27 protein-coding genes are annotated in these 26,057 nt (G+C 68.2%); 11 read left to right on the forward strand and 16 right to left on the reverse strand.

Annotated elements, in window-relative coordinates:
* Nucleotides 1-94: 94 nt before the first annotated feature.
* The 3 genes from BAU06_RS17665 (at nt 95) to BAU06_RS17675 (ending at nt 2,525) form a co-directional block, all read left to right on the forward strand.
* Complete coding sequence (locus tag BAU06_RS17665) at nt 95-727, forward strand: diguanylate cyclase (RefSeq protein WP_231933899.1); 633 nt, start codon at nt 95-97, stop codon at nt 725-727.
* Between the two features lie 142 nt (nt 728-869).
* Entirely contained in the window at nt 870-1,622 is a 753-nt protein-coding gene (locus BAU06_RS17670) for a GntR family transcriptional regulator (RefSeq protein ID WP_066353004.1), read from the forward strand.
* Between the two features lie 30 nt (nt 1,623-1,652).
* Nucleotides 1,653-2,525 (forward strand): NAD(P)-dependent oxidoreductase, encoded by an 873-nt coding sequence (locus BAU06_RS17675; RefSeq protein ID WP_066353005.1) that lies wholly within the window; start codon nt 1,653-1,655, stop codon nt 2,523-2,525.
* A gap of 20 nt (nt 2,526-2,545) precedes the next feature.
* Here BAU06_RS17675 and kdgD read toward each other — a convergent pair whose 3' ends face one another.
* Complete coding sequence (gene kdgD, locus BAU06_RS17680) at nt 2,546-3,460, reverse strand: 5-dehydro-4-deoxyglucarate dehydratase (RefSeq protein ID WP_066353010.1); 915 nt, start codon at nt 3,458-3,460, stop codon at nt 2,546-2,548.
* Between the two features lie 294 nt (nt 3,461-3,754).
* Here kdgD and garD point away from each other — a divergent pair, with 294 nt between their 5' ends.
* On the forward strand, nt 3,755-5,308 hold the full coding sequence (gene garD, locus BAU06_RS17685) for a galactarate dehydratase (RefSeq protein ID WP_066353012.1): 1,554 nt from the start codon (nt 3,755-3,757) through the stop codon (nt 5,306-5,308).
* 113 nt (nt 5,309-5,421) lie between these two features.
* Here the strand turns inward: garD and maiA are convergent, their stop codons facing one another.
* The 3 genes from maiA to BAU06_RS17700 are packed head-to-tail and all read right to left on the reverse strand — an operon-like array spanning nt 5,422 to nt 7,563.
* Complete coding sequence (gene maiA / locus BAU06_RS17690; protein ID WP_066353014.1) at nt 5,422-6,069, reverse strand: maleylacetoacetate isomerase; 648 nt, start codon at nt 6,067-6,069, stop codon at nt 5,422-5,424.
* 28 nt (nt 6,070-6,097) lie between these two features.
* The gene (ispH, locus tag BAU06_RS17695; protein WP_066353017.1) at nt 6,098-7,087 is read right to left on the reverse strand and encodes a 4-hydroxy-3-methylbut-2-enyl diphosphate reductase; all 990 of its coding nucleotides are present in this window, start codon (nt 7,085-7,087) and stop codon (nt 6,098-6,100) included.
* Nucleotides 7,087-7,563 carry an FKBP-type peptidyl-prolyl cis-trans isomerase gene (locus BAU06_RS17700; RefSeq protein WP_066353023.1) on the reverse strand — a complete coding sequence of 159 codons (477 nt, stop codon included), beginning with the start codon at nt 7,561-7,563 and terminating at the stop codon, nt 7,087-7,089. The genes ispH and BAU06_RS17700 overlap by 1 nt, the downstream gene beginning before the upstream one ends.
* A gap of 77 nt (nt 7,564-7,640) precedes the next feature.
* Between BAU06_RS17700 and radC the strand changes: the two genes are divergently transcribed.
* From radC to BAU06_RS17720, 4 genes are all read left to right on the forward strand, one after another.
* Complete coding sequence (gene radC / locus BAU06_RS17705; protein WP_066353026.1) at nt 7,641-8,321, forward strand: RadC family protein; 681 nt, start codon at nt 7,641-7,643, stop codon at nt 8,319-8,321.
* Between the two features lie 164 nt (nt 8,322-8,485).
* Nucleotides 8,486-8,752, forward strand: coding sequence for a type B 50S ribosomal protein L31 (locus tag BAU06_RS17710; protein WP_066353034.1), 267 nt, complete (start codon nt 8,486-8,488; stop codon nt 8,750-8,752).
* 176 nt (nt 8,753-8,928) lie between these two features.
* Nucleotides 8,929-10,665, forward strand: a complete 1,737-nt coding sequence (locus tag BAU06_RS17715) for an ArnT family glycosyltransferase (protein WP_066353036.1) — start codon at nt 8,929-8,931, stop codon at nt 10,663-10,665.
* Nucleotides 10,662-12,080, forward strand: a complete 1,419-nt coding sequence (locus BAU06_RS17720; protein ID WP_066353039.1) for an MATE family efflux transporter — start codon at nt 10,662-10,664, stop codon at nt 12,078-12,080. Before BAU06_RS17715 ends, BAU06_RS17720 begins: the two co-directional genes overlap by 4 nt.
* A 4-nt stretch (nt 12,081-12,084) precedes the next feature.
* Here BAU06_RS17720 and paaK read toward each other — a convergent pair whose 3' ends face one another.
* From paaK to paaA, 9 genes are all read right to left on the reverse strand, one after another.
* Nucleotides 12,085-13,398: a phenylacetate--CoA ligase PaaK gene (gene paaK, locus BAU06_RS17725; protein ID WP_156770410.1), complete on the reverse strand. Its 1,314-nt coding sequence runs from the start codon at nt 13,396-13,398 to the stop codon at nt 12,085-12,087.
* A gap of 96 nt (nt 13,399-13,494) precedes the next feature.
* A complete protein-coding gene (gene paaI, locus BAU06_RS17730) occupies nt 13,495-13,932 on the reverse strand; it encodes a hydroxyphenylacetyl-CoA thioesterase PaaI (protein ID WP_066353042.1) in 438 nt (145 codons plus the stop codon).
* A complete protein-coding gene (gene paaG / locus BAU06_RS17735; RefSeq protein ID WP_066353044.1) occupies nt 13,929-14,723 on the reverse strand; it encodes a 2-(1,2-epoxy-1,2-dihydrophenyl)acetyl-CoA isomerase PaaG in 795 nt (264 codons plus the stop codon). The genes paaI and paaG overlap by 4 nt, the downstream gene beginning before the upstream one ends.
* A 109-nt stretch (nt 14,724-14,832) precedes the next feature.
* Nucleotides 14,833-16,497, reverse strand: coding sequence for a phenylacetic acid degradation protein PaaN (gene paaN, locus BAU06_RS17740; protein ID WP_066353046.1), 1,665 nt, complete (start codon nt 16,495-16,497; stop codon nt 14,833-14,835).
* A 75-nt stretch (nt 16,498-16,572) separates the two neighbouring features.
* Complete coding sequence (gene paaE / locus BAU06_RS17745) at nt 16,573-17,649, reverse strand: 1,2-phenylacetyl-CoA epoxidase subunit PaaE (RefSeq protein ID WP_066353048.1); 1,077 nt, start codon at nt 17,647-17,649, stop codon at nt 16,573-16,575.
* A 13-nt stretch (nt 17,650-17,662) separates the two neighbouring features.
* Nucleotides 17,663-18,262, reverse strand: a complete 600-nt coding sequence (gene paaD, locus BAU06_RS17750; protein WP_082988301.1) for a 1,2-phenylacetyl-CoA epoxidase subunit PaaD — start codon at nt 18,260-18,262, stop codon at nt 17,663-17,665.
* Nucleotides 18,256-19,020 carry a 1,2-phenylacetyl-CoA epoxidase subunit PaaC gene (paaC, locus tag BAU06_RS17755; protein WP_066353051.1) on the reverse strand — a complete coding sequence of 255 codons (765 nt, stop codon included), beginning with the start codon at nt 19,018-19,020 and terminating at the stop codon, nt 18,256-18,258. Before paaC ends, paaD begins: the two co-directional genes overlap by 7 nt.
* Nucleotides 19,021-19,029: 9 nt before the next feature.
* Complete coding sequence (paaB, locus tag BAU06_RS17760; RefSeq protein WP_066353053.1) at nt 19,030-19,317, reverse strand: 1,2-phenylacetyl-CoA epoxidase subunit PaaB; 288 nt, start codon at nt 19,315-19,317, stop codon at nt 19,030-19,032.
* A 39-nt stretch (nt 19,318-19,356) separates the two neighbouring features.
* The gene (gene paaA / locus BAU06_RS17765) at nt 19,357-20,325 is read right to left on the reverse strand and encodes a 1,2-phenylacetyl-CoA epoxidase subunit PaaA (RefSeq protein WP_066359293.1); all 969 of its coding nucleotides are present in this window, start codon (nt 20,323-20,325) and stop codon (nt 19,357-19,359) included.
* Nucleotides 20,326-20,514: 189 nt separating this feature from the next.
* Between paaA and paaX the strand changes: the two genes are divergently transcribed.
* On the forward strand, nt 20,515-21,516 hold the full coding sequence (paaX, locus tag BAU06_RS17770) for a phenylacetic acid degradation operon negative regulatory protein PaaX (protein WP_066353054.1): 1,002 nt from the start codon (nt 20,515-20,517) through the stop codon (nt 21,514-21,516).
* Between the two features lie 81 nt (nt 21,517-21,597).
* Here paaX and orn read toward each other — a convergent pair whose 3' ends face one another.
* Nucleotides 21,598-22,143 carry an oligoribonuclease gene (gene orn / locus BAU06_RS17775; protein ID WP_066353055.1) on the reverse strand — a complete coding sequence of 182 codons (546 nt, stop codon included), beginning with the start codon at nt 22,141-22,143 and terminating at the stop codon, nt 21,598-21,600.
* Nucleotides 22,144-22,201: 58 nt separating this feature from the next.
* Here orn and BAU06_RS17780 point away from each other — a divergent pair, with 58 nt between their 5' ends.
* Both BAU06_RS17780 and rsgA read left to right on the forward strand, forming a co-directional pair.
* Entirely contained in the window at nt 22,202-23,452 is a 1,251-nt protein-coding gene (locus BAU06_RS17780; RefSeq protein WP_066353056.1) for a M48 family metallopeptidase, read from the forward strand.
* Between the two features lie 185 nt (nt 23,453-23,637).
* A complete protein-coding gene (rsgA, locus tag BAU06_RS17785; RefSeq protein ID WP_066359296.1) occupies nt 23,638-24,474 on the forward strand; it encodes a ribosome small subunit-dependent GTPase A in 837 nt (278 codons plus the stop codon).
* A 94-nt stretch (nt 24,475-24,568) separates the two neighbouring features.
* On the opposite strand, the gene BAU06_RS17790 is transcribed toward rsgA, so the two are convergent.
* Both BAU06_RS17790 and rplS read right to left on the reverse strand, forming a co-directional pair.
* Nucleotides 24,569-25,312 (reverse strand): CoA pyrophosphatase, encoded by a 744-nt coding sequence (locus BAU06_RS17790; RefSeq protein WP_156770267.1) that lies wholly within the window; start codon nt 25,310-25,312, stop codon nt 24,569-24,571.
* A 204-nt stretch (nt 25,313-25,516) separates the two neighbouring features.
* Entirely contained in the window at nt 25,517-25,927 is a 411-nt protein-coding gene (rplS, locus tag BAU06_RS17795) for a 50S ribosomal protein L19 (RefSeq protein ID WP_066353061.1), read from the reverse strand.
* Nucleotides 25,928-26,057 lie beyond the last annotated feature (130 nt).

Here is a 26,057-nt window from a genome sequence, read left to right on the forward strand (position 1 = left end):
CGGTTGCGCGGGGCCGCGAGACGGCCGCGGGACCGGGCAGCAAACACCATTCCGGCGCCAGGGGCCCCGTATCCGCAACCTGACAAGGATCGCCATGGGGACCGAAATGCACGACACCGGGGATGCCGCGCTGCGCATCCTTATGTACTTCATCATGCCGCTGTGGATCGCCGCGGGCACCGCGGACTATCTCTGCCATCGCCGCACCGATATTGCCCATACGGCCGGACCGAAGGAGTCCGTGCTGCATCTGCTGATGTTCGCGGAGATCGGCGTTCCGCTGGTGGCCTGCCTGTTCCTGGAGATCAACGCGCTGGTGTTCCTGCTCATGATCCTGGCCTTCATCGCGCATGAAGCAACGGCGCTGTGGGATGTGAGCTACGCCACCAGCCGGCGCCACGTGGGACCGTTCGAACAGCATGTGCACAGCTTCCTGGAATTGCTGCCGCTGGCGGCGGGCATCCTGGTGGCCGTCCTGCACTGGCCGCAGTTCCTCGCGCTGTTCGGGCTGGGGTCGGAGCCGGCCCGCTGGGATCTGCGCCTGAAGGAAACGCCCCTGCCGACCGGCTATATCGTCTTCGTGCTGCTTGCCTCGGCGCTGCTGGAAGCGCTGCCCTATCTGGAAGAACTATTGCGCGGCATCAAGGCACGGCGGGACGCGCGGGGCGGACAGCCCGGCCGGCGGGCGGCCGCGGACGCCAGCCGCAACCCGGGCAGGCACGCCTAGGGATGCGGGCCGCCGCGCCGGGGCTTTCCACGCTATCGCGTTGTAGTCATATAAATGATATATATAATAGCCAAGGCCCTCGCCACCGGTCCGGCCTCGCGCGGCCTGGCCTTACAATCCGCGCCATCATTCTGGAAGCGATATGAATCTTCAGCCGTCCTCGGCGGTGCCACTGGGCAGCCCTCTGTACGAACAGGTCAAGCAGGCAATATTGAGTGCGCTGGCGCGCGGCGAGTGGAAGCAAGGCGAAGCCATCCCTCCGGAGAAAACGCTGGCCGAGCGCTTCGGTGTTTCCATCGGCACGCTGCGCAAGGCGGTGGACGAGCTGGCGGCGGAAAACATCCTTGTTCGCCACCAGGGCCGCGGCACCTATGTGGCGGTCCATACGCGCAACTCGCACTTCTTCAAGTTCTTCCGCATCGTCCGGCAGGACGGCGAGAAATCCTACCCCACCACCGAACTGGTGCGCTTTCGCCGCGTGCGCGCATCGCCCCTGGTGCGCGAAAAGCTGGCCCTGGCCACCGGCAGCCACGTGTTCGAGTTCAACAATGTGCTGTCCCTGCATGGCGACGTGGTGATGGTCGACGAAGTGAGCCTGCCGGAAACCCTGTTTCCCGGCATGACGGAGCGCCACCTGCGCGAACGGCCGAGCACCTTGTATAGTCTGTACCAGGACATGTTCGGCGTGAACGTCATCGGCACCGACGAACGCCTGCGGACCTGCCGCGCCAGTGCAACGCACGCGCCGTGGCTCGGGGTTCCGGAAGGCGAGCCCTTGCTGCAGATCCGCCGCGTGGCCTATTCCTATCACCGCCAGCCGGTGGAATGGCGCGTTTCCCACGTGAATACCGAAGCCTACGAATACCTGGGGCAGGAATACACGGGCGGCGCCTGAGCGCCGGCCGGCCCGCCTTGGGGCATCGTCATGCATATCGGATTCATCGGGTTGGGCAATATGGGCCGCGCGATCGCGGCCAATCTCATCAAGGGCGGCCACACGGTCACGGTGTGGAACCGCTCCCCGCAAGCCGCCGCGCCGCTGCGCGAACTGGGCGCGCGCGTGGCGGACAGTCCGGCGCAAGCCTGCGATGCCGAGGCCGTCTTCAGCATGCTGGCCGACGACCAGGCCGTCGAGCAAATCTTTGTGAATGACGGCGCGCTGGCCGGCATGCGCAAGGGCGCCGTCCATGTGAACATGGCAACGATTTCCATACCGGCCGCGCAACGGCTGGCCGACGCCCATGCCGCGCAAGGCGTCGGCTATGTCGCCGCCCCCGTCATGGGCCGGCCGGACGCGGCCGCCGCGGCGAAGCTGACGCTGCTGGTCGCGGGCAAGGCGGATGCGGTGGCCGCCGTCGAACCGCTGTTCGGCCTGATCGGCCACAAAACCGTCATGCTGGGCGAGGCCCCGCACAGCGCCAATGCCATGAAGCTCACGGTCAATTTCATCCTGACCAGCGCCGTGGAGGCACTGGCGGAGGGCGCTGCCCTGGCCAACGCCTACGGCATCGGCACCGGGACATTGGTGGACCTGTTGACCAGCACCATCCTTCCCGGCCCGCTTCATACCGGTTATGGCGCGCTGATGACCAAAGGAAGCTACCAGCCCGCCAGCTTCCGTGCGCGGCTCGGCCTGAAGGACGTATTGCTGGCGCAAGAAGCCGCCCGCGAAGCCGGGGCCTCTCTGCCGCTGTCCGATGTCGTCGCCGCAAGCATGCGCCAGGCCGTCGACCAGGGCCTGGGCGACCACGACCTGGCGGTCCTGGGCCAGGTCGCCCTGGATCGCAATAAGCGCTAAGCCCGGCCGGGCCTATTGCGCTATTGCGGTCCCAGCTTGCGGATCAGGGCATCCAGCGCGGCGCTTTCGTCTTGCGTGAGGTCGGTCAGGGGCGCACGAACGGGGCCGGCATCGCGGCCGACCAGGCGCGCCCCGGCCTTGACGATGCTGACGGCATAGCCCGCGCGGCGATTGCGGATTTCCAGATAGGGCAGGAAGAAGTCGTCGAGCAGCTTGCCGACGGTGGCGTGATCGTCGCTGGCGATGGCGCGGTAGAACTGCATCGCGGTCTTCGGGATGAAATTGAACACCGCCGAGGAATACACCGGCACGCCCAGCGCCTTATAGGCCGCGGCATAGACCTCCGCCGTGGGCAGGCCGCCCAGGTAGGCGAAGCGGTCGCCCATCGCGCGGCGCACCCGCACCATGTTCTCGATGTCGCCCACGCCGTCCTTGAAGCCGATCAGGTTGGGACAACGCTCGGCCACGCGGCGCAGATGGTCCGGGCCCAGGCGCGAGTTGGCGCGGTTGTAGACGATGACGCCGATCTTCAGCGCCTTGCAGACCTGCTCGACATGCTCGGCGATGCCGTCCTGGCTGGCCTCGGTCAGGTAATGCGGCATCAGCAGGATGCCCTTGGCACCCAGGCGTTCCGCTTCCTGCGCATAGGCGATGGCCGTGCGCGTCGGGCCGCCGGCACCGGCCAGAATGGGCACCTTGCCGGCGCAGGTCTGCACAGCGGTGCGGATCACATCGGCGTATTCCGCCGGCGCCAGGGAGAAGTACTCGCCGGTGCCGCCGGCCGCGAACAACGCGCTGGCGCCGTAAGGCGCGAGCCACTCCAGCCTTTCGATATAAGTCCGGGGCCGGAAGTCGCCCTGTTCGTCGAAGTCCGTGATGGGAAAGGACAGAAGGCCGTCGGAGATGATCTGCTTGAGTTCTAGGGGCGTAGTCATTGTGCGTACCGGGACAGTTTGCGGACGGGGATTGGTTATACGTTATCGTACAACATAACGGCATTCGCCGGCCAGGGTTTTTTGAAGCCCGCGTTTTTACGGTAAAACGCCAACTTGGCTGACAAGTTCCGCCCCGTCGTTGTACGATGACAAACATGCCAGCTGGCAATGCGCCGGCCGCACGCACCGGGCGCGCCGCAGCAAGCCGTTCCATGCGAGCCCATCGCTGCCCGACCCGTATTCGCCGCTTATCGCCACTGTCCGCCGTCCCCCACAGGCCGCCTCGAGTCCGTCATGTCCGACCCCAGCACTCCCCTCTATATCAAGATCCACGACGACGACAATGTCGCCATCGTCGTCAACGACGGCGGTCTGCCCGCCGGCGCCGTTTTCCCCGACGGGCTCACGCTGCGCGAAGCGGTTCCGCAGGGGCACAAGGTGGCCTTGCGCGACCTGGCCGAGGGCGCCGCGATCGTCCGCTATGGCGTCGTCATCGGCTACGCGGCGCAGGCGCTCGCGCGCGGCAGCTGGGTCAACGAACGCGTCACCACCCTGCCCGCCGCCCCGGCGCTGGACCAGCTACCCATCTCCACGCGCGTGCCGCCCGCCCCGGAACCGCTGGAAGGCTATACCTTCATGGGTTATCGCAATGCCGACGGATCCGTGGGCACGCGCAACATCCTGGCCATCACCACCACCGTGCAGTGCGTGTCGGGTGTGGTGGAACATGCGGTCAAGCGCATCCGCGCCGAACTGCTGCCCCGCTATCCCAACGTGGACGACGTCGTGGGACTGGAGCACACCTATGGCTGCGGCGTCGCCATCGACGCGCCCGACGCCATCATTCCCATCCGCACGCTGCGCAATATCGCGCTGAACCCGAACTTCGGCGGCACGGCCATGATGGTCAGCCTGGGCTGCGAAAAGCTGCAGCCGGATCGCCTGATGCCGCCGGGCAGCATACCCATCGCGGGCGGCGGCAATCGCGTGGACACCGTGACGCTGCAGGACGAGGCCCACGTCGGTTTCGAGTCGATGGTGGCCTCCATCATGAAGACCGCCGAACGGCACCTGGCCGTCCTGGACGCCCGGCGCCGCGTCGAATGCCCGGCATCCGACCTGGTGGTCGGCGTGCAATGCGGCGGCAGCGATGCGTTCTCGGGCATCACGGCGAACCCGGCGGTGGGCTATGCCACCGACCTGCTGGTGCGCGCCGGCGCCACCGTCATGTTTTCCGAAAACACCGAAGTGCGCGACGGCATCGCACAGTTGACCGCCCGGGCGGCCACGCCCGAAGTGGCCCAGGCGCTGATACGCGAGATGGCGTGGTACGACGCCTATCTGGCGCGCGGCAATGCGGACCGCAGCGCGAATACCTCGCCCGGAAACAAGAAAGGCGGCCTGTCGAACATCGTCGAAAAAGCGATGGGCTCCATCGCCAAATCCGGCCGGTCGGCGATCTCCGGCGTCGTGCCGCCCGGCGAGAAGCTGCGGGCCAAGGGCCTGGTCTATACCGCCACGCCGGCCAGCGACTTCATCTGCGGGACGCTGCAATTGGCCGCGGGGATGAACCTGCACGTGTTCACCACCGGCCGTGGGACGCCCTACGGCCTGGCGGAGGTGCCGGTGATCAAGGTCGCCACGCGCAACGACCTGGCGCGGCGCTGGCACGACCTGATGGATGTGAATGCCGGGCGCATCGCCACCGGCGAGGCAACCATCGCCGACGTAGGCTGGGAACTCTTCCACACCATGCTGGACGTGGCCAGCGGCCGGCGGAAAAGCCGCGCCGAGGCCCTGCGCCTGCACAACGCCCTGGCCTTGTTCAACCCGGCGCCCGTGACCTGATGCGAAACGCCCCGGCGTTGTCCAACCTGGCGTCCGTGACCTGAGGCGCACAACGCGCCGGCAGGGTTCGAGCTGGCGCGCGTGTGAGCGGGGAAGCGGGCCGCGGGCGCGGCTCAGGCGGCCGCGTCGGGCTGGTTCTCCGGCGCGGCGCCGGCAAAGGCCGGCAAGGCCTGGCACGCCGCGTCGATGCGCAGGATGGTCGGCATGGCGGACAGGTCGCAGTCCAGCCGGCGGGCATTGAACAGCTGCGGTACCAGGCAGGCGTCGGCCATCGTGGGCGTGTCGCCGTGGCAATACGTACCGGTGTCCGGCGAATCCGCCAACATGCGCTCCAGGGCCAGCAGGCCGGTCTGCACCCAATGGCGGTACCAGGCATCGCGCGCATCGTCCGGCACGTCCAGTTCCCGCTTCAGATATCGCAACACCCGCAGGTTGTTCAGCGGATGGATATCGCAGGCGATACCCTGGGCGAGCGCCCGCACCCGCGCGCGCGCCGCCGGCGTGGCGGGCAGCAAGGGCGGCTGGGGATGGGTTTCGTCCAGATATTCGATGATGGCCATCGATTGCGTCAGCACCGTGGATCCGTCGACCAGGGCAGGCACCAGCGCCTGCGGGTTCAGGCGCACGTAGTCGGGCTTGAGCTGCTGCCCGCCGTCCTTCAGCAGATGCACGGGCACCGTATCGTAGGGCAGGCCCTTCAGGTTCAAGGCGATGCGGACGCGATAGGCGGCCGAGCTGCGGAAGTAGCTGTATAGCTGCATGCGGGCTCCTGTCAGGGGCGATCGGGGCTTAGCGCGGCGGCTGGTCGGGCTCGGCCGTCTTGCGCGACAAGCCCTTGGGCAGCGGGAAGGCGACGTTTTCCTCCAGGCCCGGCATGGTGCGGACCGACACCGCGCCCAGTTCCTTGACGCGCTCGATCACCTGCCGCACCAGCACTTCCGGCGCCGACGCGCCGGCCGTAATGCCGATGTGCCGGCGTCCCCGCAGCCAGGCGGGATCGATGGCCTGCGCGCCATCGACCAGGAAAGCGGGCACGCCCTTGCGTTCCGCCACTTCCCGCAAGCGGTTGGAATTCGAACTGTTGGCGCTGCCGACGACCAGCACCACATCGCATTCCGGCGCCAGCACCTTGACGGCATCCTGGCGGTTCTGCGTGGCATAGCAGATGTCGCTCTTGCGCGGTTCCACGATGGAAGGAAAGCGCGACCGCAGCGCCGCGGCCACGGCCGCCGCGTCGTCCACCGACAGGGTGGTCTGCGTGACGAAGGCCAGTTGTTCCGGATCCGTGACTTGCAGCGCCTGCACGTCCTCCACCGTTTCCACCAGGTACATGCCGCCCTGGGCCTGCCCCAGCGTGCCTTCTACTTCCGGGTGGCCCTTGTGGCCGATCATGATGATCTCGCGGCCGGCCGCCCGCATGCGGGCGACTTCCACATGCACCTTGGTGACCAGCGGGCAGGTGGCGTCGAAGACCTGCAGGCCGCGGCGTTCCGCCTCCTGGCGTACGGCCTTGGACACGCCATGCGCGGAAAACACCACGATGGCGCCGGCCGGCGCGTCGTCCAGTTCGTCGATGAAGACGGCGCCCTTGCGGCGCAGGTCTTCCACCACGTAGCGGTTGTGGACGATCTCATGGCGCACGTAGATGGGCGCGCCGTGCAATTCCAGGGCACGTTCGACGATGTCGATCGCGCGGTCCACGCCGGCGCAGAAGCCGCGCGGCTGGGCCAGCAGGACTTCCGCCTGCGGGGCGGTGACGGTCTCGGCGGCGCCGCGCATCACAGCACCCCCAGGATCTGCACATCCAGCCGCAGGGCCGTGCCCGCCAGCGGATGATTGAAGTCGAACAGCGCGCCGTCGTCGTCCAGGGACTTCAGCACCCCGGAATAGCGGCCGCCGTTGGGCGCCTGGAATTCCACCAGGTCGCCGGGCTCGAAGCTGGCGTCGGCGCCGGCGTGCTCGGCCAGCATGGCGCGGCTGACGCGCTGGATCAGGTCCGGATTGCGATCGCCGTAGGCCTGCGCGGGCGGCAGCGTCACGCTGAACGCGCTGCCTTCGGGCCGGTCCAGCAGGGCCGACTCCATGCCGGGGGCCCACTGGCCCGTGCCGAGCTGCAGCGTGGCCGGCCGGCCGGTGAAAGTGTCGGCGAAGACGGACCCTTCGCCCGGCCCCGAGGCCAGGACGATGCGGTAGTGCAGGGTCAGGTAGGAATCCGGACGGACAAAAACGTTCGCGCTGGGCGTAGCGGTGCTCAAGATATGCCACCGTAATAGGCTGAATCCGCCATTTTAGTCCCACCCGCGCCGCGCCGCCCGCCGGCCAGGAGTCCGCCATGTCCTCCCCCAAGCTGCCCGTACTAGAAGCCGAACGTCCCCGCGAGCGCCTGCTGCGCCATGGCGCGGCCGTCCTTACCGATGCGGAGCTGCTGGCCGTCGTGCTGCGTACCGGCACGGCGGGGCGTCCGGTGGTTGCCCTGGCCCATGACATCCTGGAACACTTCGGCGGCTTGCGCGGCCTGTTCGCCGCCGGCGCCACCCCGCTGGGGCAGGTGCGCGGATTGGGCAGCGCCAAGATCTGCCAGTTGCTGAGCATACTGGAGCTGGCGCGCCGGGCCCTGCGTGAAGACCTCGCCCAGACCTGCGCGCTGGACCAGCCCGCACGGGTCAAGCAGTACTGCGTCGCCCTGCTCGGGCATCGGGAAGTGGAACACTGCATTGCCCTGTACCTGGACAACCGCCTGCGGCTGATCGCGACGGCAGAAGTCGCGCGCGGCACCTTGTCCCAGGCGTCGGTGTACCCGCGCGAGGTCGTCCGGGACGCCCTGCGCCACCATGCCGCCGCCCTGATCCTGGCGCACAACCATCCGTCCGGACTCGCGCTTCCCAGCGACGCCGACGAACGGCTGACCCGGCACCTGAAACAGGCGCTGGCGCTGGTAGACGTCCGGCTGCTGGACCACCTGATCGTCGCCGGCGGCGCGGCGCTGTCCATGGCGGAACAGGGACGCATGTAGGCGGCTTGCAGGCCGGCGTCCGATCGGGCTAGAATGGCGAGTTATCTCTGGACACGTGGTGGGTGGCGCTTGCAAGGTCTTTGAAGGTGCTTTGAAAGGTCTTCCAAAGTCTCTTGGCGCGAACGATCTGCTCCACCGGCGACCCGCAAATTTTAGGAAAAGCCATGAAAGAGAATACCCATCCCGAATACCGCGAAGTGGTGTTCATGGACGTCCAGACGGGCGACAAGTTCATCATCGGTTCCACCGTTTCCACCCGTGAAACCATCGATGTGGACGGCAAGTCCTACCCGCTGTTCAAGTGCGACGTGTCGTCCAAGTCCCACCCCTTCTATACCGGTGCGCAGACCCGTATCGTCGAAACCGGCCGCGTGGAAAAATTCCGCGCCCGTTTCGCCCGCACCACGGGTGCCGCCAAGTCGGCCAGCTGATCCGGCCGCGCGCACCAGAAAAGCAGCCTGCGGGCTGCTTTTTTTTGCCCCTGGGTCGCCCCGGCGCCGCCCGCCCCGCCGGGGACCTCCGGCCCGGGCCCCCGGCGCCCGGATTTTTTTCATTGCAACACCGCAAGACACAACCGACGGCCATCTATCCGGTACAGTAACGCCCCGTGTCCCCCTTATCCCGCACCACCCCCGCCCGGCTGACCGCGCCGGCGACCGTCAAGCTGCCCCGGCTGGCCTTGCTGGGGCTTGCGGTCGCCTACATCGTCTTCGGGCTGTTCATGCGCGATCCGTGGAAAACGGACGACGTGGTGGGATTGGCGACCATGCTGACCGCGGTGCGCGATGGCGGCCACACCTGGCTGCTGCCGCAGGTGGGCCATCTGGCCCATGCCGAGGAAGGCCCCCTGATCACCTGGGTGGGCGCGGCAGCGATGTGGCTGTTCGGCCCCGTCATGGGCGACATCACGGCCGGCCGGCTGCCCAACCTGCTGTGGTTCTTCATCACCACCATGTCGCTGTGGTACGGCACCTACCTGCTGGGACGCCGCCCCGAGGCCCAGCCGCTCGCCCTGCCCTTCGGCGGCGAACCCACCGTGCGGGACTACGGCCGCATGCTGGCCGACGCGGCGCTGCTGCTGTTGCTGGCCACCGTGGGCATCCTGCAGCGGGTGCACGAGACCTCCGAGATCCCGGCCATCATGGCGGCCCAGGCGTTCGCCTTTTATTCGATGGCCCGCATGCTGGACCGACCCCGCCTGGGCGCGGTCAGCCTGGGCCTGGCGCTGGCCGCCAGCTTCCTGATACGCGGCTGGGTCGGCGCGCTGCCCATCATGCTGGGCAGCCTGCTGGCCTTCCACCCCAAGAGCGTGCTGTGGACGCAGCGCCGCTGGCTGCTGGCGACTGTCCTGCTGTGCGCGGCGCTCATGCTGGCATGGTGGATACCCGCCACGCTGACCAGCGAGTACTGGATCCGCAACTGGAAGCTCTGGAACATCGACAACTACGCGATGCCGGAGATCGGCGACCTGCTGCGCACCTTGCGCGACCTGCCGTGGTATTTGTGGCCCACCTGGCCGCTGGCCCTGCTGGCGCTGTGGCGCTGGCGCGCGTGGCGCTATGCCCCGCACGTCTGGCTGCCGCTGGCGATGCTGGTGTGCCCGCTGATCCTCATCGCCTTCACCGACGAGCCTTCCGAGGCCGAGTTCACCCTGCTGGTCATCCCCTGCGCCTGCCTGGCGGCGTTCTCGCTGCCGACGCTGCGGCGGGCGGTGGTCAATACGCTGGATTGGTTCGCCGTCATGTGCTTTTCCCTGACGGCGGCCACGGTCTGGCTGGGTTGGGTGGCGCTGAATTTCGGTTTCCCTGCCAAGATCGCGCGCAATATCCAGCGCCAGACCACCGGCTACGTGCCGGAGATCTCCTGGATCGCCGTGGCACTGGCGCTGGCCGTCAGCATAGGCTGGATCGTGCTGGTCTCATGGCGCCTGCGCGTGCGTCCCACCGCCTTGTGGCGCGGCACCGTCATGTCGGCGGCCGGCCTGTCGGCCACCTGGATCCTGCTGGTGCTGCTGTGGCAGCCCCCGGTGGATTACGCCCGCAGCTATCGCAAGGTGTCGGGGGAGCTCGCCGAGGCCCTGGCACGCAACGTGCGGCCCGGGGAATGCGTACGCGGGCTGGGCCTGGGCAATGGCCAGCGCGCGTCCTTCCTGGTTTTCAACGATTTGAACTTCCCCTACGACAACCGCTGCACGCTGATCCTGCAGCAGACCTCCCGCAGCAGCCTGCGCGACGGCACCGCCGCCTATAGCGACGGCGCGGATGTCCTGTGGCAAGGTGGCCGCCTGTCCGACCGCAGCGAAGTCTTCCGCCTGCTGCGCGTCCCGCCCACCACGCCCCGATGACGCACTCGCTTCCCACAGAGGCCCCTTTCGGGGCCGCCGTGCGCGCCATCGCGCGCCAGGCCTGGCCGGTGTTGATCAGCCAGTGGGCCGGCATCGCCTTCGGCGTGCTGGATACCGCGATGACCGGCCACGCCAGCCCGGACGACCTTGCCGCCATGTCCCTGTCGGCATCGGTGTACATCACCGTGTTCGTCGGCCTGATGGGCGTCATCCACGCACTGATTCCCATCCTGGCCCAGAATTTCGGCGCCGGCCGCATGCGCGACGTCGGCGCGATGTGGGGCCAGGGCGTCTGGCTGGCCATCGGGCTTTCCGTGGTGGGCGGCGCCTTGATGCTGTTCCCGGACGTGTGGCTGTCGATGTCGGGCGATGTCGCGCCCGACGTGCGCGCCCGCGTGGCCAGCTATCTGCAGGCCCTGACGCTGGCGTTGCCGGCGTCGCTGGTCTTCCGCACCATCTATGCGCTGGGCACGGCGGTCTCCCGCCCCAAGCTGGTCATGGGCATCAACCTGGCCGCCATCGTCTTCAAGGCCTTGTTCAACTGGGTGTTCATCTACGGCAAGCTCGGCTTGCCGGCCATGGGCGCCACCGGCGCCGGGCTGGCCTCTGCCCTGGTGTCCTGGATGAGCCTGGGCGCCGGCCTGTGGATCGTCAGCCGCGACCGGTATTACGCCCGCTTCAAGCTGCGCCTGGGCAGGCCCGAGTGGGCCGCGCAGAAGGAATTGCTGCGCCTGGGGCTGCCCATGGGCGGCTCATACCTGGTGGAAGTGTGCGCCTTCACCTTCATGGCCCTGCTGGTGGCGCGCGAAGGCACCTTCGTGATCGGCGGCCACCAGATCATGTCGAACCTGGCGGCGCTGTGCTACATGATGCCCATGGCCATCGGCGTCGCCAGCGCCTCGCTGACGGCGCAGGCCATCGGCGCGGGCAGGATGGCGCTGGCCCACCGGACCGGCATGGCGGGCCTGGCGCTGGGCCTGATGGGCGCGGCGCTGACGTCCCTGGCGCTATGGACGGGCAAGCCGCTGATCCTGCGTGCCTACACCGACAATCTGCAGGTGGCCGCCGTGGCCGCGACGCTTCTGCAGGTCATCCCCTTGTTCCACCTGTGCGATGCCATGCAGTGCATCAATTCCTACCTGCTGCGCGCCTACAAGGTAGCGGTGGTGCCGCTGGTGTTGCAGGTGGCGGCGCTGGGCCTGTTCGGGCTGGGCGGCGGCTGGCTGTTCGGCTTCGGCCCCGCGCGCGGCCAGCTGGACGGATTACGGGCGCTGTTGTTGCCCGGTTCGCCCGTGGGCGCGGGAAGCATGTGGCTGATGGCGATCTTCGGGCTGGGGCTGTCCGCCGCCCTACTGCACGTCTGGTACCGGCGCATCGTGCGCGGCAGCCTGGCCGGCGCGCCGCCGGCGGCCTGAGATCCTACTTCGGACGCTTGTCCACCACCCTGCGCGCCTTGCCGGTCAGGGTTCTTTCGACCTGGCCGCACTCCAGCACGCGCACCGACGCGCTGACGCCGATATGCGCCTTGACGGCATGGGCCAGCTCGGCGCCCAGGGCGGCGCGCTCGGCGTCGGCCATGCCTTCCAGCTCCGGCTTGGGTTCGGCCAGGATCTCCAGTTCGTCCAGGGCGCCGCTGCGGCTCAGCACCAATTGGTAGTGCGGCGCCAGCCGGCCGGTTTTCAGCACCAGTTCTTCCACCTGCGTGGGGAAAAGATTCACCCCGCGCACGATCAGCATGTCGTCGCTGCGGCCGGTAATCTTGCCCATGCGGCGCATGCTGCGCGCGGTGGGCGGCAGCAGCCGCGTCAGGTCGCGCGTGCGATAGCGGATCACCGGCATGGCCTGCTTGGTGAGCGAGGTGAACACCAGTTCGCCGGGCTGCCCGTCCGCCACCGGCTGTCCGGTATCGGGGTCCACGATCTCGGGATAGAAGTGGTCTTCCCAGATGACCGGGCCGTCCTTGGTTTCGACGCATTCATTGGCCACGCCCGGCCCCATGACTTCCGACAATCCGTAGATGTCCACCGCATCGATGCCCGCGCGGGATTCCAGCTCTTCGCGCAGCCGGCCCGTCCAGGGCTCGGCGCCGAAGATGCCGATGCGCAGGGACGCTTCGCGGGGCTCCAGGCCCTGGCGTTCCATTTCCTCCAGGATGTTGCAGAAGTAGGAGGGGGTGACCATGATGATGTCGGGCCGGAAGTCCTGGATCAGCTGGACCTGCTTTTCCGTCTGGCCGCCGGACATGGGAACCACCGTGCAGCCCAGACGCTCGGCACCGTAGTGCGCCCCCAGGCCGCCGGTGAACAAGCCGTAGCCATAGGCGACGTGCACCACGTCGCCGGGCCGGCCGCCCGATGCGCGAATGGAACGCGCCACCAGCCCCGCCCAGTTGTCCAGGTCCTCGCGGGTATAGCCCACCACGGTGGGCTTGCCGGTAGTGCCGCTGGAAGCGTGTACCCGCGCCACTTGTTCGCGTGGCACGGCGAACATGCCGAAGGGGTAGTTCTCGCGCAGGTCCTGCTTGGTGGTGAATGGAAACCTGGACAGATCCGCAAGCTGCCGCAAGTCCTCGGGATGCACGCCCGCCGCATCGAAGGCCCGGCGGTAGTGCGGGACGTTGGCATAGGCGTGTGCCAGCGTCCATCGCAGGCGCTGCAACTGCAGCGCCTCGATCTCGTCGCGGCTGGCGTGTTCGATGGGATCCAGTCCCGGCTTGCTCAGCGTGGCCATGATGATGTCTCCGTTATCTGTCTTATCCGGCACGGGGCGCATGCCCTGGCGTGCGCGCCGTGTCGCCGCCGGCGATGGGGCGCCGGCGATCCCCTTGCCCTACTCGCCCACGACCTGCCCCTTGATGCGATAGGAGCGGCCGCGGAACAGGGCGACCGTCTGGCCCTCCTGGTTGCTGACGGTGACGTCGTAAACGCCGGTACGGCCGGCCAGCGATCGCTCCGCCGCCGTGGCGGTCAGCACATCGCCCTGGCGCGCGGGCGCCAGGAAGTCGATGGTGCAGCCCGACGCCACCGTGCTGACGTTGCGCGAATTGCAGGCGAAGGCGAAGGCACTGTCCGCCAGCGAGAAGATCAGGCCGCCATGGCAGGTGCGGTGTCCATTCAGCATGTCCGCGCGCACCGGCATCGTCAGGGTGGCGCGCCCCGGCCCGATGTCCTCCACGCGCATGCCCAGCGCCTGGCTGGCGGTATCGGCGGCGTACATGGTCTCGCCCACCGCGCGCGCCAAGGCGTCCGGATGCATATCGTTCATCATCGCCCCTTGAAGCGCGGTTCGCGCTTTTCCAGGAAGGCGGCCACGCCTTCCGCGTAGTCTTCGCTGCGGCCCAGTTCACGCATCATGTCGACCTCCAGCGCCAGTTGCCGGTCCAGCGTGTGGTCCAGGCTGGCGTGCAGCGCGCGCTTGGTATAGGCCAGGCCCTTGGTGGGCGCCGCCGCGAAATGGCGACACAGGCGTTCCAGGGTTTCCTCGAAAGCGTCGTCGGCCACGCACTGCCAGATCAGGCCCCATTGCTCGGCCTGGCGCGCGCCGATCCGGTCGCCCAGCAGGGCCATGCCCATGGCCCGGGCGCGGCCCACCAGGCGGGGCAGGACGTAGGTGCCGCCCGTATCCGGGATCAGCCCCAGCCGGCAAAAGGCCTCGATGAAGCTGGCCGATTCCTTGGCGATGACGATATCGCCCGCCAGCGCGAGATTGGCGCCCGCGCCGGCCGCCACGCCGTTCACCCCGACCACCACCGGCAGCGGCATGGCATGCAGTCGCCGCACCAGGGGCGCGTAATAGGTCTCCACGGTTTCACCGAGGTCCACCGGCGCCGCGCCCGGCGCCGTGCGGCGCTCGCTCAGGTCCTGCCCGGCGCAGAAGCCGCGTCCCGCACCCGTGATCAGCAGCACCCGCGCGGGCGCTTGCTCCACGCGATCCAGGGCGTGCGCGACCTCTCCGTGCATGCGCGCGGTAAAGCTGTTGAGTTTGTCCGGGCGGTTCAGGGTCAGGCGGGCAATGCCGTCTTCCAGCGAAAATCGGATGTCTTCGTACGATGTCGTCATGATGCGGGCGTTCCTGGTCTGGTCGCGTAACGGGGATTGCGGCATGGTCGCGCCGGCGCGTGCGAGGCCGGCATGGCGCAAGCGTACCGCGCGATGCCGGCCCCATCCATCAAACGTGCCAGCGGGCCTGCACGACGCGGAACCGGTTGGCCACGTAGGCGCTGTCGCACAGCGAGGCATTGGCCGCCGGGTTGGCGCCCGTGCCATGGAAATCGCTGAAGGCGGCCGACTGGTTGACGAACACGCCGCCCGTCAGATTGAGCGACAGCGCGACCCCGCCCTCTTCCGCGGCATCGCGCAGGGCGTGGGCGATCTCCGGGTCGGTGGTGTAGGCCGACATCGTCAACGCCCCGTGGTCCCGCGCGCTATCGCGGGCCAGCGCGATGGCCTGGGCCGTGTCCGCCGTTTCCACGACGAAGGCGATGGGACCGAACCACTCGCGCCGGATGGCGGGGTGGCGGGCGTCGGCCCGCAGCAGCAGCGGCGTCCGGATGCGCGCGCCCTGGAACTGCGGATGAGCGATGGCGCGGCTTTGCGCCAGCACGGGCAGGCCCAGGTCGCGCGCCTCGTCCAGCCGGGCCAGGGTGGCGTCGGCCTGGATGCCGCCCAGCAGATCGCCGGCCTTGGCTTCATCGGCGGTCAGCGCCTGCAGCGCCGACGCGATCGCGCCGGCTACTTCATCGAAACCGGCCCGGCCTTGCGCGGTGCGCACGCCGTCGCGCGGCACGAGGATGTTCTGCGGCGCCGTGCACATCTGCCCGCTGTAGAGCGTCAATGAAAACGCCACGTTGCGCGCGGCCGCCTGCAGGTCGTCCACCGAGTCCAGGATGACCGTGTTGATGCCCGATTTTTCGGTGTATACCTGCGCCTGCCGGGCATGCTGCTCCAGCCATTCGCCATTGGCCTTGCTGCCGGTGAAGTCGACGATCGCCACGCCCGGATGCGTGGCCAGGACCTGGGCCGTATCGTCGCCCGCCGCATGCGGGGCAAGCAGCACGACATCCGGATCGTGGCCGGCCTCGGCCAATACTTCGCGGGCGATGCGCACGGTGATGGCCAGGGGCAAGATGGCGGTGGGATGCGGCTTGACGATCACGGTGTTGCCGGTCGCCAGGCTGGCGAACAGCCCGGGATAGCCGTTCCAGGTCGGAAAGGTGGAGCAGCCGATGACCAGCGCCACGCCGCGCGGCACGACGGTGTAGTGCTTTTCCATCCGTACCGGATCCTGCTTGCCCTGCGGTTTTTCCCAGAGGACTTTTTCCGGGATGCGCGAGAGCTCCTGCCACGCGTAGGCCACGGCCTCCAGGCCGCGGTCCTGCGCATGCGGGCCGCCGGCCTGGAAGGCCATCAGGAAACCCTGCCCCGTGGTGTGCTGCACGGCGTGGGCGATCTCGAAGCTGGCGCGGTTCAGGCGCTGCAGGATTTCCAGCGACACGCCGACCCAGGCGCGGGGACCCGCGCGCCGCCACCTGGCCAGGGCGCGCGTGGACGCGGCCACCGAGTCCTGCGGCGACAGGCGGGGATAGCTGATGTGCAGATCGAAGCCGAACGGGGACCGTTCGCCCCCGGCCAGCGGTTCCGCGCCGTCCACCTGCAAGGGAAAGGTGCCGCCGCGCAGGGCTTCGAAGGCCTGGCGTCCCGCCTCGCCCGCCGTTTCACCGTAATTGCGCGGGCTGGGCGATTCCGGATAGGCGCTCCAGAATTCCCGCGTCGCGATGGCGCGCACGGCGCGGTCCAGCAGGTCGCGGTGGCGGTCGAAATAATCTGCGGTCACGTTAGTCTCCTCGGTGAACAACCCTGGCGGGTAGAGCGGCGGGCGCGGGCCGCGGACGGGGCCCGGCCGGTCCGCTCAGGTTTCCTGATCGAAATCCAGCACCAGCGTGTCGCTGACGGGATAGCTCTGGCAACTCAGTACAAAGCCCCGGGCCACTTCGTAGTCTTCCAGGGCGAAATTCGCATCCATATCCACTTCCCCTTCCATCACCTTGCAGCGGCAGGTGGAACAGACCCCGCCCTTGCAGGAGTAGGGCAGCTCTATGCCCTGGGCCAGCGCGGAATCCAGCACGCTGTCGCGGTTCTTGGCGATGGTGAAGCTGCGGCGGTGCCCGTCCTGCACGACGGTCACGCGGCATAGTGCCTGGCCCGGCGCCGCGCTTCCCGCGCGCGGGCGCCGCGGCCCACGCGGCGCGCCGAACAATTCGAACTTGATGCGGTCACGGGCGACGCCCAGGCGTTCCAGGGTGGGGACCACGTCTTCTATCATGGCCTGCGGCCCGCACAGGAAGACATAGTCGATATCCCGCACGCGCAGCCATCGCGTCAGCAGGCTGGCCACCTTGTCGCCATCCAGGCGACCGTTGAAGAGCTCCACGTCCTGGGTCTCGCGGCTCATGACATGGCACAGCGAAAAGCGCGCCATGTAGCGATTCTTGAGATCCTCCAGCGCCTCGCGGAACAGCACCGACGACGACGCCCGGTTGCCGTAGAACAGCGTGAAGCGGCTGTCGGGCTCGGTGGCCAGCGCGGTCTTGATCAGGGAGTACACCGGCGTGATGCCGCTGCCCACGGCGAAGGCGACGTAGTGGCGCGCCTGGCCCGGCGCGAACGCCACGGTGAACTCGCCATCCGGCGGCATCACGTCCAGCACGGCGCCCGGACGCAGCTCGCGATTGGCCCAGCTCGAGAACGCGCCGTCGTCCACCCGCTTGATCGCCACCCGCAGGGCGCCATCGCCCGGCGACGAGCAGATCGAATACGAGCGCCGCAGTTCCTCGCCGGCCACCCGCGTGCGCAAAGTCAGGTACTGGCCCGGCCGGAACGCGAAATCCCCCGCCAGCGCGGGCGGCAGCTCGAAGGTCAGCACGACGGCATCGCGGGTGTCGCGCGCCACGTCGACGACCTTCAGGGGGTGGAACGAAGCAGCCATGGCGATGCGGCCCTCAATGGGATTTGAAGTAATCGAAAGGCTCGCGGCAATCGTTGCAGCGGTAGAGCGCGCGGCAGGACGTGGCGCCGAAGGCGCTGAGCATGCGGGTATCGGCCGAGCCGCAATGCGGGCAGGCCACTGCCGGCGCGTGGGCGCGCCGCGCGATGCCGCTGACGTCGATGGCGCGTTCGGCCGGCGGGGCGATGCCCTCGGCCAGCAAGGCGCGCCGCCCCCGCTCGGTCAGCCAGTCGGTCGTCCATGCGGGCGCCAGCCGCGTGCGCACCGCGACGGCCGCGATGCCGTGGCCGCGCAGCACCCATTCGATGTCCTGGGTGATTTCGCGCATGGCGGGGCAGCCGGAATAGGTCGGCGTGATGGTGACCACGCACACCGGTTCCGCGGGCGGCCCTTCCCAGCCGATCTCGCGCACGATGCCCAGGTCGATGACGGAGAGCGCGGGCATCTCCGGGTCCCGCACGGCTTCCAGCCAGGCCGCGATGTGTTCGGGCGCGGCCGGCACAGGCGCGGCGGGCTCAGGCGTAGCGGACCGAGGTGCGGCCGACTGCGCCGCGGCCGCTGCCGGCGTGGCGCGGGAAAGCAGCGGGTTCACCATGCCGCCCCCGGATAGGCGCGCTGCAGGAACTGCATCTCCGCCAGCAGCGGGCCCAGCGCTTCGGTATGCCGTCCCTGTCGTCCGCCGCGATACGCGGCGTGGCCGGCCAGTGCTTCATCCGGCATGGCCAGCGTGGCTTCGTCCAGCACCGCACGAACCTGGGCCATCCACGGCTCGCGCAACTCGGCCAGCATACAGGCGATCCCACGCCGCGCCGCTTCCCTGTCGGCTTCGTCATCGGTGAAGAGCTCGCCTGTATACGGCCAGAGCGCGTCCACCGCGGCCTGCATGCGCGCATGGCTTTCCTCGGTGCCGTCGCCCAGCCTGACCACGAGATCCGCCGACCGGCGCGCATGGTATGCGGCTTCCTTGACCGCCTTGCCGGCGATGGCCGCGACCCGCGGCTCCGACGAAGCCTGCAAACGATCCAGCAGGAAGTAATGCCAGGCGTCGAAGAAGAACTGCCGCACCATGGTGTCCGCGTAGCTGCCGTTGGGCCGCTCCACCAGCAGCGCGTTGCGGAATTCGTGCGCATCGCGCAGATAGGCCAGGCTGTCCTCGTCGCGGCCGGCGCCCTCGGCCTCGGCCGCGAGGCTCAGCCATAGGCGCGCCTGGCCCAGCAGGTCCAGCGCCGTGTTGGTCAGCGCCAGGTCCTCTTCCAGGATGGGGCCGTGGCCGCACCAGGCGGACAGTTGCTGCGACAGGATCAGCGTGGTGTCGCCCATGCGCAGCGCGAAATCGAACAGGCAGCGGTCCATGGCGGCGTCCTACATGTGCTTGATTTCGTCGGGCATGGGAAAGAAGGTCGGATGCCGGTACACCTTGCCGCGTGCCGGATCGAACAAGGCGTCCTTGTCGGCCGGATCGCTGGCGACGATATCCGCCGCGCGGACGACCCAGATGCTCAGGCCTTCGTTGCGGCGCGTGTAGACGTCGCGCGCATTCATCAGCGCCATCTCGGCATCCGGCGCATGCAGGCTGCCGACGTGCTTGTGGGCCAGGCCGTGCTGGCCGCGGATGAAGACCTCCCAAAGAGGCCACTGCTTGTCGTCCATGTGTGTCTCCCCCGGCTTGCCGCATCGTGCGGCGCCGGATCAGGCGGCCTTGCGCAGGCGTCGTTTTTCGGCATGGGCCGCCATGGCGTCGCGCACCCATGCGCCTTCTTCATGGGCGCGCACGCGCGCCTGCAGCCGGTCGCGGTTGCAGGGGCCATGGCCGTCCAGGACGGCGCGGAATTCCGCCCAGTCGATTGCGCCGAAGTCGTAATGGCCGCGCCGGGCGTTCCAGCGCAGGTCCGGATCGGGCACCCGCAAGCCCAGGTATTCGGCCTGCGGCACCGTCTGGTCCACCATCTTCTGGCGCAGTTCGTCGTTGGAAAACAGCTTGATGCGCCAGCGCATGGACCGCGCGCTATTGGGCGATTCCGCGTCCGGCGGCCCGAACATCATCAGGGCGGGCCACCACCAGCGGTCCAGCGCGTCCTGGCACATGGCCTTCTGTTCCGGCGTGCCGTGGCGGCACATCTGGATCAGCAGGTCGTAGCCCTGCCGCTGGTGGAAGGATTCTTCCTTGCAGATGCGCACCATGGCGCGGGCATACGGGCCATAGGAGCACCGGCACAGCGGAATCTGGTTGATGATGGCCGAGCCGTCCACCAGCCAGCCGATCATCCCGATGTCGGCCCAGGTCAGCGTGGGGTAGTTGAAGATGGTGGAGTATTTGGCCTTGCCGCTGTGCAGGTCGTCGACCATCTGGTCGCGCGACGCGCCCAGGGTTTCCGCGGCGCTGTACAGATACAGGCCGTGCCCGCATTCGTCCTGGACTTTGGCCAGAAGGATGGCCTTGCGCTTGAGCGTGGGCGCGCGGCTTATCCAATTGCCCTCGGGCAGCATGCCGACGATTTCGGAGTGGGCGTGCTGCGAGATCTGCCGGATCAGCGTCCTGCGGTAGGCGTCCGGCATGGCGTCGCGCGGCTCGATGCGCACGCCGGCGTCCACGCGGCGCTGGAAATCCTGCTCCGCCGGATCCACGGCATCCAGGCCGCCGGGCCGCGGCGTTTGCATGGGCCCGGTGTGCGCCCGGGTTTGCGGTGCATGCGCATCCATCATGGTTGTCTCCTGCACACCGCCGCCAGCGGCATGACGATGCGAGGATTATTTAATACAGAATTTCGTCTGTCAAACGTATTTCTGTATCACATTCCATTTATGTATCATGTCTCGATCCTTCCACCGCGCCCTCGTTCCCGCCCCATGGCCCTTGCCGCGTCCGCCTTGGACCGCCTTACCGCCCGCCTGATCAAGGCCGATCCGCCGCGCGCCAAATCGCTGTGCGTCAGCCTGTTGGGCGATGCCATGGAACCCCATGGCGGCGCCATCTGGCTGGGCGATCTCATCGCCCTGCTGCGACCGCTGGGCATCAACGAACGCCTGCTGCGCACCAGCGTGTTCCGCCTGGTGGCCGAAGGCTGGCTGCACGCCGAACGCCATGGCCGGCGCAGCCTGTACCGGCTGTCGCCGCAAGGCGCGCGCAATACCGCGCACGCGGCCCAGCGCATCTACGGGGCGACGGACGCCGCCTGGAATGGCGCATGGACCCTGGTCGTCATTCCGCGCACGACAGGCAATGGGCTGGCCGAACGCACGGAGCTGCGGCGCGCCCTGGAATGGGAAGGGTATGGAATGGTCGCGCCCGGGGTATTCGCGCACCCGCGCGGGCACGCGCAGGCCGCCGCCGGCATCCTGGAATCGCTGGGCATACCGGACAAGGCCCTGGTGTTGAGCGCCCAGGACCTTCCCGGCGTGGGCGGCCTGCCCCTGGCGGCCCTGGCGGCGCAGTGCTGGAACCTGGACGGGCTGGCCGGCCAATACCGGGAGTTCATACGCCAGTTCGCGCCGCTGGAGAAAGCACTGGAAGGCGGGCGGCTACCGTCGGACGACCCGGGCGCGCCGGCGGCCGCATTCACTGCCCGCATGCTGCTGCTGCACCGCTGGCGCCGCATCGTGCTGCACGATCCGCAACTGCCCGCCGGCATGCTGGCCACGGACTGGCCCGGCCATGCGGCGCGTGCCCTGTGTCGCCGGCTGTACTGGGCCTTGTTCGAGGCCTCGGAAGCGCATCTGGGGGAGGTCGCCGGCCACGGCGAGGCGCACTACCGGCCGCTGGCGGCGGAGGCGCTGCGGCGCTTCGGCGGCCCGGCGGCCGCGGCGGCGGAAGCAATCGCGACAGGGTCGCCGGCACGGGCGAGCGCCTGACGCGGGCGGGCGTGGGCAAGGCGAGCGCTCCGATGCCGGGCGCCTGCATGCCGGCCCCCTACGCCGGGCACACCGCCGATCTCAGACCTTCAGGAAGTGCTCGCGGTAGTGCTTGAGCTCGTCGATGGAATCGTGGATATCCGACAGGGCTTCGTGGCGGCTTTTTTTCTCGAAGCTTTTGTAGACATCCGGACGCCAGCGCCGGGCCAGTTCCTTCAAGGTGCTGACGTCCAGGTTGCGGTAATGAAAGAATTGCTCCAGCCTGGGCATGTAGCGGAACATGAAGCGCCGGTCCTGGCTGATGGTATTGCCGCACAAGGGCGACTTGCCGGCCGGCACATGCTGTGAGAGAAAGGCGATCAGGATGTCCTCGGCCTGGCTTTCGGTCATGGTGGACGCCTTCACCTTGTCGATCAGGCCGCTCTTGCCGTGGGTGGCCTTGTTCCAGCTGTCCATCGCGTCGAGCAGGCTGTCCGGTTGATGGATGACCAGCGCCGGGCCTTCCGCCACCAGTGTCAGGTCGGGCTCGGTCACGACAACCGCCACTTCGATGATGCGTTCCTTTTCCGGATCCAGGCCGGTCATTTCCATGTCCAGCCAGACCAGGCGGTTCTCGTTCAGAGCCATATAATTTGCCTTTTAAAAATCCGATTTTCTCATATCGGTTTCCCAGGCCGGATCCCCAATGCTGACACTGTTGTTCGTTGCGCTGCTGCTGATCGATATCGGCATCAGGCTCTGGCTTTCCACCCGGCAGATTCGCCATGTCATCCGTCACCGGGACCGCGTGCCGGCGGAATTCTCCGACCGGATCGGCCTGGCCAGCCACCAGCGCGCCGCCGACTACACCGTGGCCCGCGTCCGCCTGGGCATGATAGAGCGCGTGTTCGACGCCGTCGTGCTGGTCGCCCTGACGCTGCTGGGCGGCCTGCAGGCCATCGACCTGTTCGCCGGCCGCCTGACCGGCAACGATTTCCTGCACCAGATGCTGCTGCTGGTCATTACCGGCCTGCTGCTGGGGGCGCTGGAACTGCCCTTCACCCTCTGGCGGCAGTTCAGGCTGGAGGCCCGCTTCGGCTTCAATCGCATGACGCCGGCGCTGTTCATCTCCGACGCGATCAAGGGGCTGCTCCTGACAGCGGTGATCGGGCTGCCCCTGGTCGCCGCCATCCTGTGGCTGATGGGCAAGGCCGGCTCGCTGTGGTGGATCTGGGCCTGGGGCCTGTGGGTGGGATTCAGCCTGCTGACGCTGCTGCTGTTTCCGATGGTCATCGCGCCCCTGTTCAACAAATTCACGCCGCTGGCCGACCAGGACCTGTCCCACCGCATCCGCGGGCTGATGCAACGCTGCGGCTTCGCCATCAACGGCCTGTTCGTGATGGACGGATCGCGCCGCTCGGGCCACGGCAACGCCTATTTCACCGGCTTCGGCAAATCCCGCCGCATCGTCTTTTTCGACACCCTGCTCGCCCGCCTGAACGCCGACGAAATCGAAGCCGTGCTGGCGCATGAGCTCGGCCATTTCGCCCGCCGGCACATCATCCGGCGCATCGCCGTCAGCTTCCTCGTCGCCCTGGGCTTCTTCGCGCTGCTGGGCTGGCTGGCGCGCCAGCCCTGGTTCTACGAACAGCTGGGCGTGCTGCCGCGCCTGGACGGCCGCAACGACGCCATGGCGCTGTTGCTGTTCTTCCTGGTCGTGCCGGTATTTACCTTCCTGTTCACGCCCATCGCCAGCTGGTATTCGCGGCGCGACGAATTCCAGGCGGACGACTACGCGGCGCGCCAAAGCTCGGCCGAACAGCTGGTTTCGGCGCTGGTCAAGCTGTACGACGACAACGCCGCCACGCTGACGCCGGATCCGGTGCATTCGGCGTTCTACGACAGCCATCCGCCGGCGGCCGTCCGTATCCGCCACTTGGCCGCGGCCACCCGATGAGCCGCCAAGACCGCCCTGCCCGTCCCACGCGCCCGGAGGCGATGCCCGCCACATTGGCGGACAAAGGCAAGTCCCGGGACAGGGACACGGCGGGCGAGCGGGATGGCAAGGGGGCCGACGCGGCCGGGTCCAGGCTGCTGGAGGGCCGCATCGTGGCCGCCCACGGCCGGCATTATTCGGTGGAGATGGCCGATGGCACCGTACGGCAGTGCTACCCGCGCGGCAAAAAGGCCGGCGCCGCGGTGGGCGACCATGTCCGCATCGCGCCACAGGGCCGCGACGAAGGCGCCATCGAGCAGATCCTGCCGCGCAGCAACCTGCTGTATCGCTCCGACGACATGCGCGCCAAGCAGTTCGCCGCCAATGTCGACCGGCTCTTTATCGTGGTGGCGGTCGCGCCGACGTTTTCCGACGACCTGGCCGGCCGCGCCCTGGCCGGCGCCTGGAGCGCCGGCATCGCGCCCTTGATCGTGCTGAACAAGGTCGACCTGCGAGACGGGCTGGACGAGGCGCGAGCCCGCCTGGCCCCACTCGCCGCCCTGGGCGTGCCCGTCCTGGAGGTCAGCGCCCTGGACGCCGACGCCACGCGCGCGACGCTGCTGCCGCGCATGGCCGGGCATGTCAGCCTGCTGCTCGGCCAGAGCGGCATGGGCAAGTCGACGCTGCTGAACGACCTGATCCCGGGCGCGAATGCCGCCACGCGCGAACACTCCACTGCGCTCGACATGGGCCGCCACACCACGACCAGCACGCGGCTTTACCATGTGCCGGGCGGCGGCGACCTGATCGACTCCCCCGGTTTCCAGGCCTTCGGCCTGCAGCACCTGACACGGGAAGACATCGAGCGCGGCTTCCCGGAATTCGCGCCCTACGCGGCGCATTGCCGCTTCTACAACTGCACGCACCAGCACGAGCCGGGGTGCGGTGTGCTGCAGGCCCTGGCCGAGGGCAGGATAGACCCCGCGCGCCACGCGCTGTTCATGCGCATCCTGCAGGAAAACGCGGCGGCGCCGCGCTATTGAAAGACCGCGCGCCAAGCCGCTGCCCGCGTACCGGCTTGCGCGCGGCCCGACAGCCGCGCCGCGCCACGCGGCGGCGCTCTCAGTCCCCGTCGCCCTACTCGGGCACCGTGTCACGTGCCGTCGGGTCGCACAGCACGTGGTACAGGTTTCGCAGCATCGCCGCGGTGGCCCCCCAGATGAAGTACTTTCCCCAGGGCATGGAGTAGTACCGCCGCACGCGGCCGTCAGGCAGCTCGACGCTGTGCAGGCGGTGGTTGGCCGGGTCCGTAATGAAGGACAAGGGCACCTCGAAGATCTCCGCCACCTCGAAGGGATCGGGCACCAGGTCGAAACCGGGCCGCACCAGGGCCACCGCGGGGGTGATGGAAAATCCCGTGGCCGTCAGATAGGCCGGCATCGTGCCCAGCACCTCTACCCAGTCCGGCGCCAGGCCGGTTTCTTCCTGCGCCTCGCGCAGCGCCGCCGCGATGGGCGTGGCGTCCGTGTCCTCGATGCGGCCGCCCGGGAAACTGATCTGGCCGGCGTGGTCATGCAAATGCGCCGTGCGTTGCGTCAGCATGACGGTTACGCCCTGCTCGCGCATGACCAGCGGGATGAGCACGGCAGCCAGGACGGGCGGACCCTCCCGGCCGGGATAGCGAAGGTCGCCGTTCAAGGGCAGTTGCGCCGGCAAGCCGGCCGGATGCTGCAGGACCCGCCGCAGCGCGTCCACCGCCAGCGCCTCGGGCGGGATCGCCCGCAGGCCCTCATTGGCGGCAACCCAGGGCTGGACCGCGGCGTCGAAAACAGGCCGCACGATAGGACGACGCGGGCGTGACGAGGGAGGCTGATCAGGCATACAGGGCAAGACACATGGTGGACGGCAAATGGGGGGGACGACGGACGGCAGACAAGGCGCAGCCAGGATACTCCGAAGCGGCCAGCCAGGCCCCTGGCGATATCCTGGATACGCGCGGGCCGATGTGGGCGCCAGAAATGAAAAGGCACCCGCTGGGGGTGCCTTCGCTGCGCTGGGACCGGCTGGCGGTGCCCATCGTCGCAATCAGGACGCGGCGGCCTCGGAGGCTTGCGCCGATTGCGCGGCAGCCTGGCGGCTGACCAGCTTTTCCTTGATGCGAGCGGACTTGCCCGAGCGATCGCGCAGGTAGTACAGCTTGGCACGGCGGACGTCGCCACGGCGCTTCACCTCGATGGAGGCGATTTGCGGCGAATACAGCTGGAACGTACGTTCCACGGCCTGGCCCGAAGAGATCTTGCGCACGATGAAGGCCGAATTCAGGCCACGGTTGCGCTTGGCGATCACCACGCCTTCGAAGGCCTGCACGCGCTTGCGGGTGCCTTCGACCACGTTGACGTTGACGACCACGGTATCGCCGGGGGCGAAAGCCGGCATGGTCTTGTCAGCGGTCAGGCGCTTGATTTCTTCCTGTTCCAGGATAGCGATAAGGTTCATGAGAACTCCGGAATCATCGTGCCATGCGGTTGTTGTCGGATAAGGGGTAGGTGCCGGCATTCCTGGAGTTTCGTCCTGGAATTCGTTCCCGCCGGGCTGACAAGACAGCCCGCAGGGAAAAGCCCGGCCC

It is taken from the genome of Bordetella bronchialis, from assembly GCF_001676705.1.
In the GTDB taxonomy this organism is placed as follows: Bacteria; Pseudomonadota; Gammaproteobacteria; order Burkholderiales; family Burkholderiaceae_B; genus Bordetella_C; species Bordetella_C bronchialis.

Bases quoted from the DNA above. Each gene is read 5' to 3' on its own strand.
- orn (WP_066353055.1), bottom strand. From the start codon at position 22,143: ATGGCTCTGAACGAGAACCGCCTGGTCTGGCTGGACATGGAAATGACC.
- BAU06_RS17710 (WP_066353034.1), top strand. From the start codon at position 8,486: ATGAAAGAGAATACCCATCCCGAATACCGCGAAGTGGTGTTCATGGAC.
- BAU06_RS17670 (WP_066353004.1), top strand. From the start codon at position 870: ATGAATCTTCAGCCGTCCTCGGCGGTGCCACTGGGCAGCCCTCTGTAC.
- paaX (WP_066353054.1), top strand. From the start codon at position 20,515: ATGGCCCTTGCCGCGTCCGCCTTGGACCGCCTTACCGCCCGCCTGATC.
- paaG (WP_066353044.1), bottom strand. From the start codon at position 14,723: ATGACGACATCGTACGAAGACATCCGATTTTCGCTGGAAGACGGCATT.
- garD (WP_066353012.1), top strand. From the start codon at position 3,755: ATGTCCGACCCCAGCACTCCCCTCTATATCAAGATCCACGACGACGAC.
- maiA (WP_066353014.1), bottom strand. From the start codon at position 6,069: ATGCAGCTATACAGCTACTTCCGCAGCTCGGCCGCCTATCGCGTCCGC.
- rsgA (WP_066359296.1), top strand. From the start codon at position 23,638: ATGGCCGATGGCACCGTACGGCAGTGCTACCCGCGCGGCAAAAAGGCC.
- paaB (WP_066353053.1), bottom strand. From the start codon at position 19,317: ATGGACGACAAGCAGTGGCCTCTTTGGGAGGTCTTCATCCGCGGCCAG.
- BAU06_RS17675 (WP_066353005.1), top strand. From the start codon at position 1,653: ATGCATATCGGATTCATCGGGTTGGGCAATATGGGCCGCGCGATCGCG.
- BAU06_RS17665 (WP_231933899.1), top strand. From the start codon at position 95: ATGGGGACCGAAATGCACGACACCGGGGATGCCGCGCTGCGCATCCTT.
- kdgD (WP_066353010.1), bottom strand. From the start codon at position 3,460: ATGACTACGCCCCTAGAACTCAAGCAGATCATCTCCGACGGCCTTCTG.
- paaD (WP_082988301.1), bottom strand. From the start codon at position 18,262: ATGGTGAACCCGCTGCTTTCCCGCGCCACGCCGGCAGCGGCCGCGGCG.
- rplS (WP_066353061.1), bottom strand. From the start codon at position 25,927: ATGAACCTTATCGCTATCCTGGAACAGGAAGAAATCAAGCGCCTGACC.
- radC (WP_066353026.1), top strand. From the start codon at position 7,641: ATGTCCTCCCCCAAGCTGCCCGTACTAGAAGCCGAACGTCCCCGCGAG.
- BAU06_RS17720 (WP_066353039.1), top strand. From the start codon at position 10,662: ATGACGCACTCGCTTCCCACAGAGGCCCCTTTCGGGGCCGCCGTGCGC.
- paaI (WP_066353042.1), bottom strand. From the start codon at position 13,932: ATGATGAACGATATGCATCCGGACGCCTTGGCGCGCGCGGTGGGCGAG.
- BAU06_RS17790 (WP_156770267.1), bottom strand. From the start codon at position 25,312: ATGCCTGATCAGCCTCCCTCGTCACGCCCGCGTCGTCCTATCGTGCGG.
- BAU06_RS17780 (WP_066353056.1), top strand. From the start codon at position 22,202: ATGCTGACACTGTTGTTCGTTGCGCTGCTGCTGATCGATATCGGCATC.
- paaA (WP_066359293.1), bottom strand. From the start codon at position 20,325: ATGCAAACGCCGCGGCCCGGCGGCCTGGATGCCGTGGATCCGGCGGAG.
- ispH (WP_066353017.1), bottom strand. From the start codon at position 7,087: ATGCGCGGCGCCGCCGAGACCGTCACCGCCCCGCAGGCGGAAGTCCTG.
- paaC (WP_066353051.1), bottom strand. From the start codon at position 19,020: ATGGACCGCTGCCTGTTCGATTTCGCGCTGCGCATGGGCGACACCACG.
- paaE (WP_066353048.1), bottom strand. From the start codon at position 17,649: ATGGCTGCTTCGTTCCACCCCCTGAAGGTCGTCGACGTGGCGCGCGAC.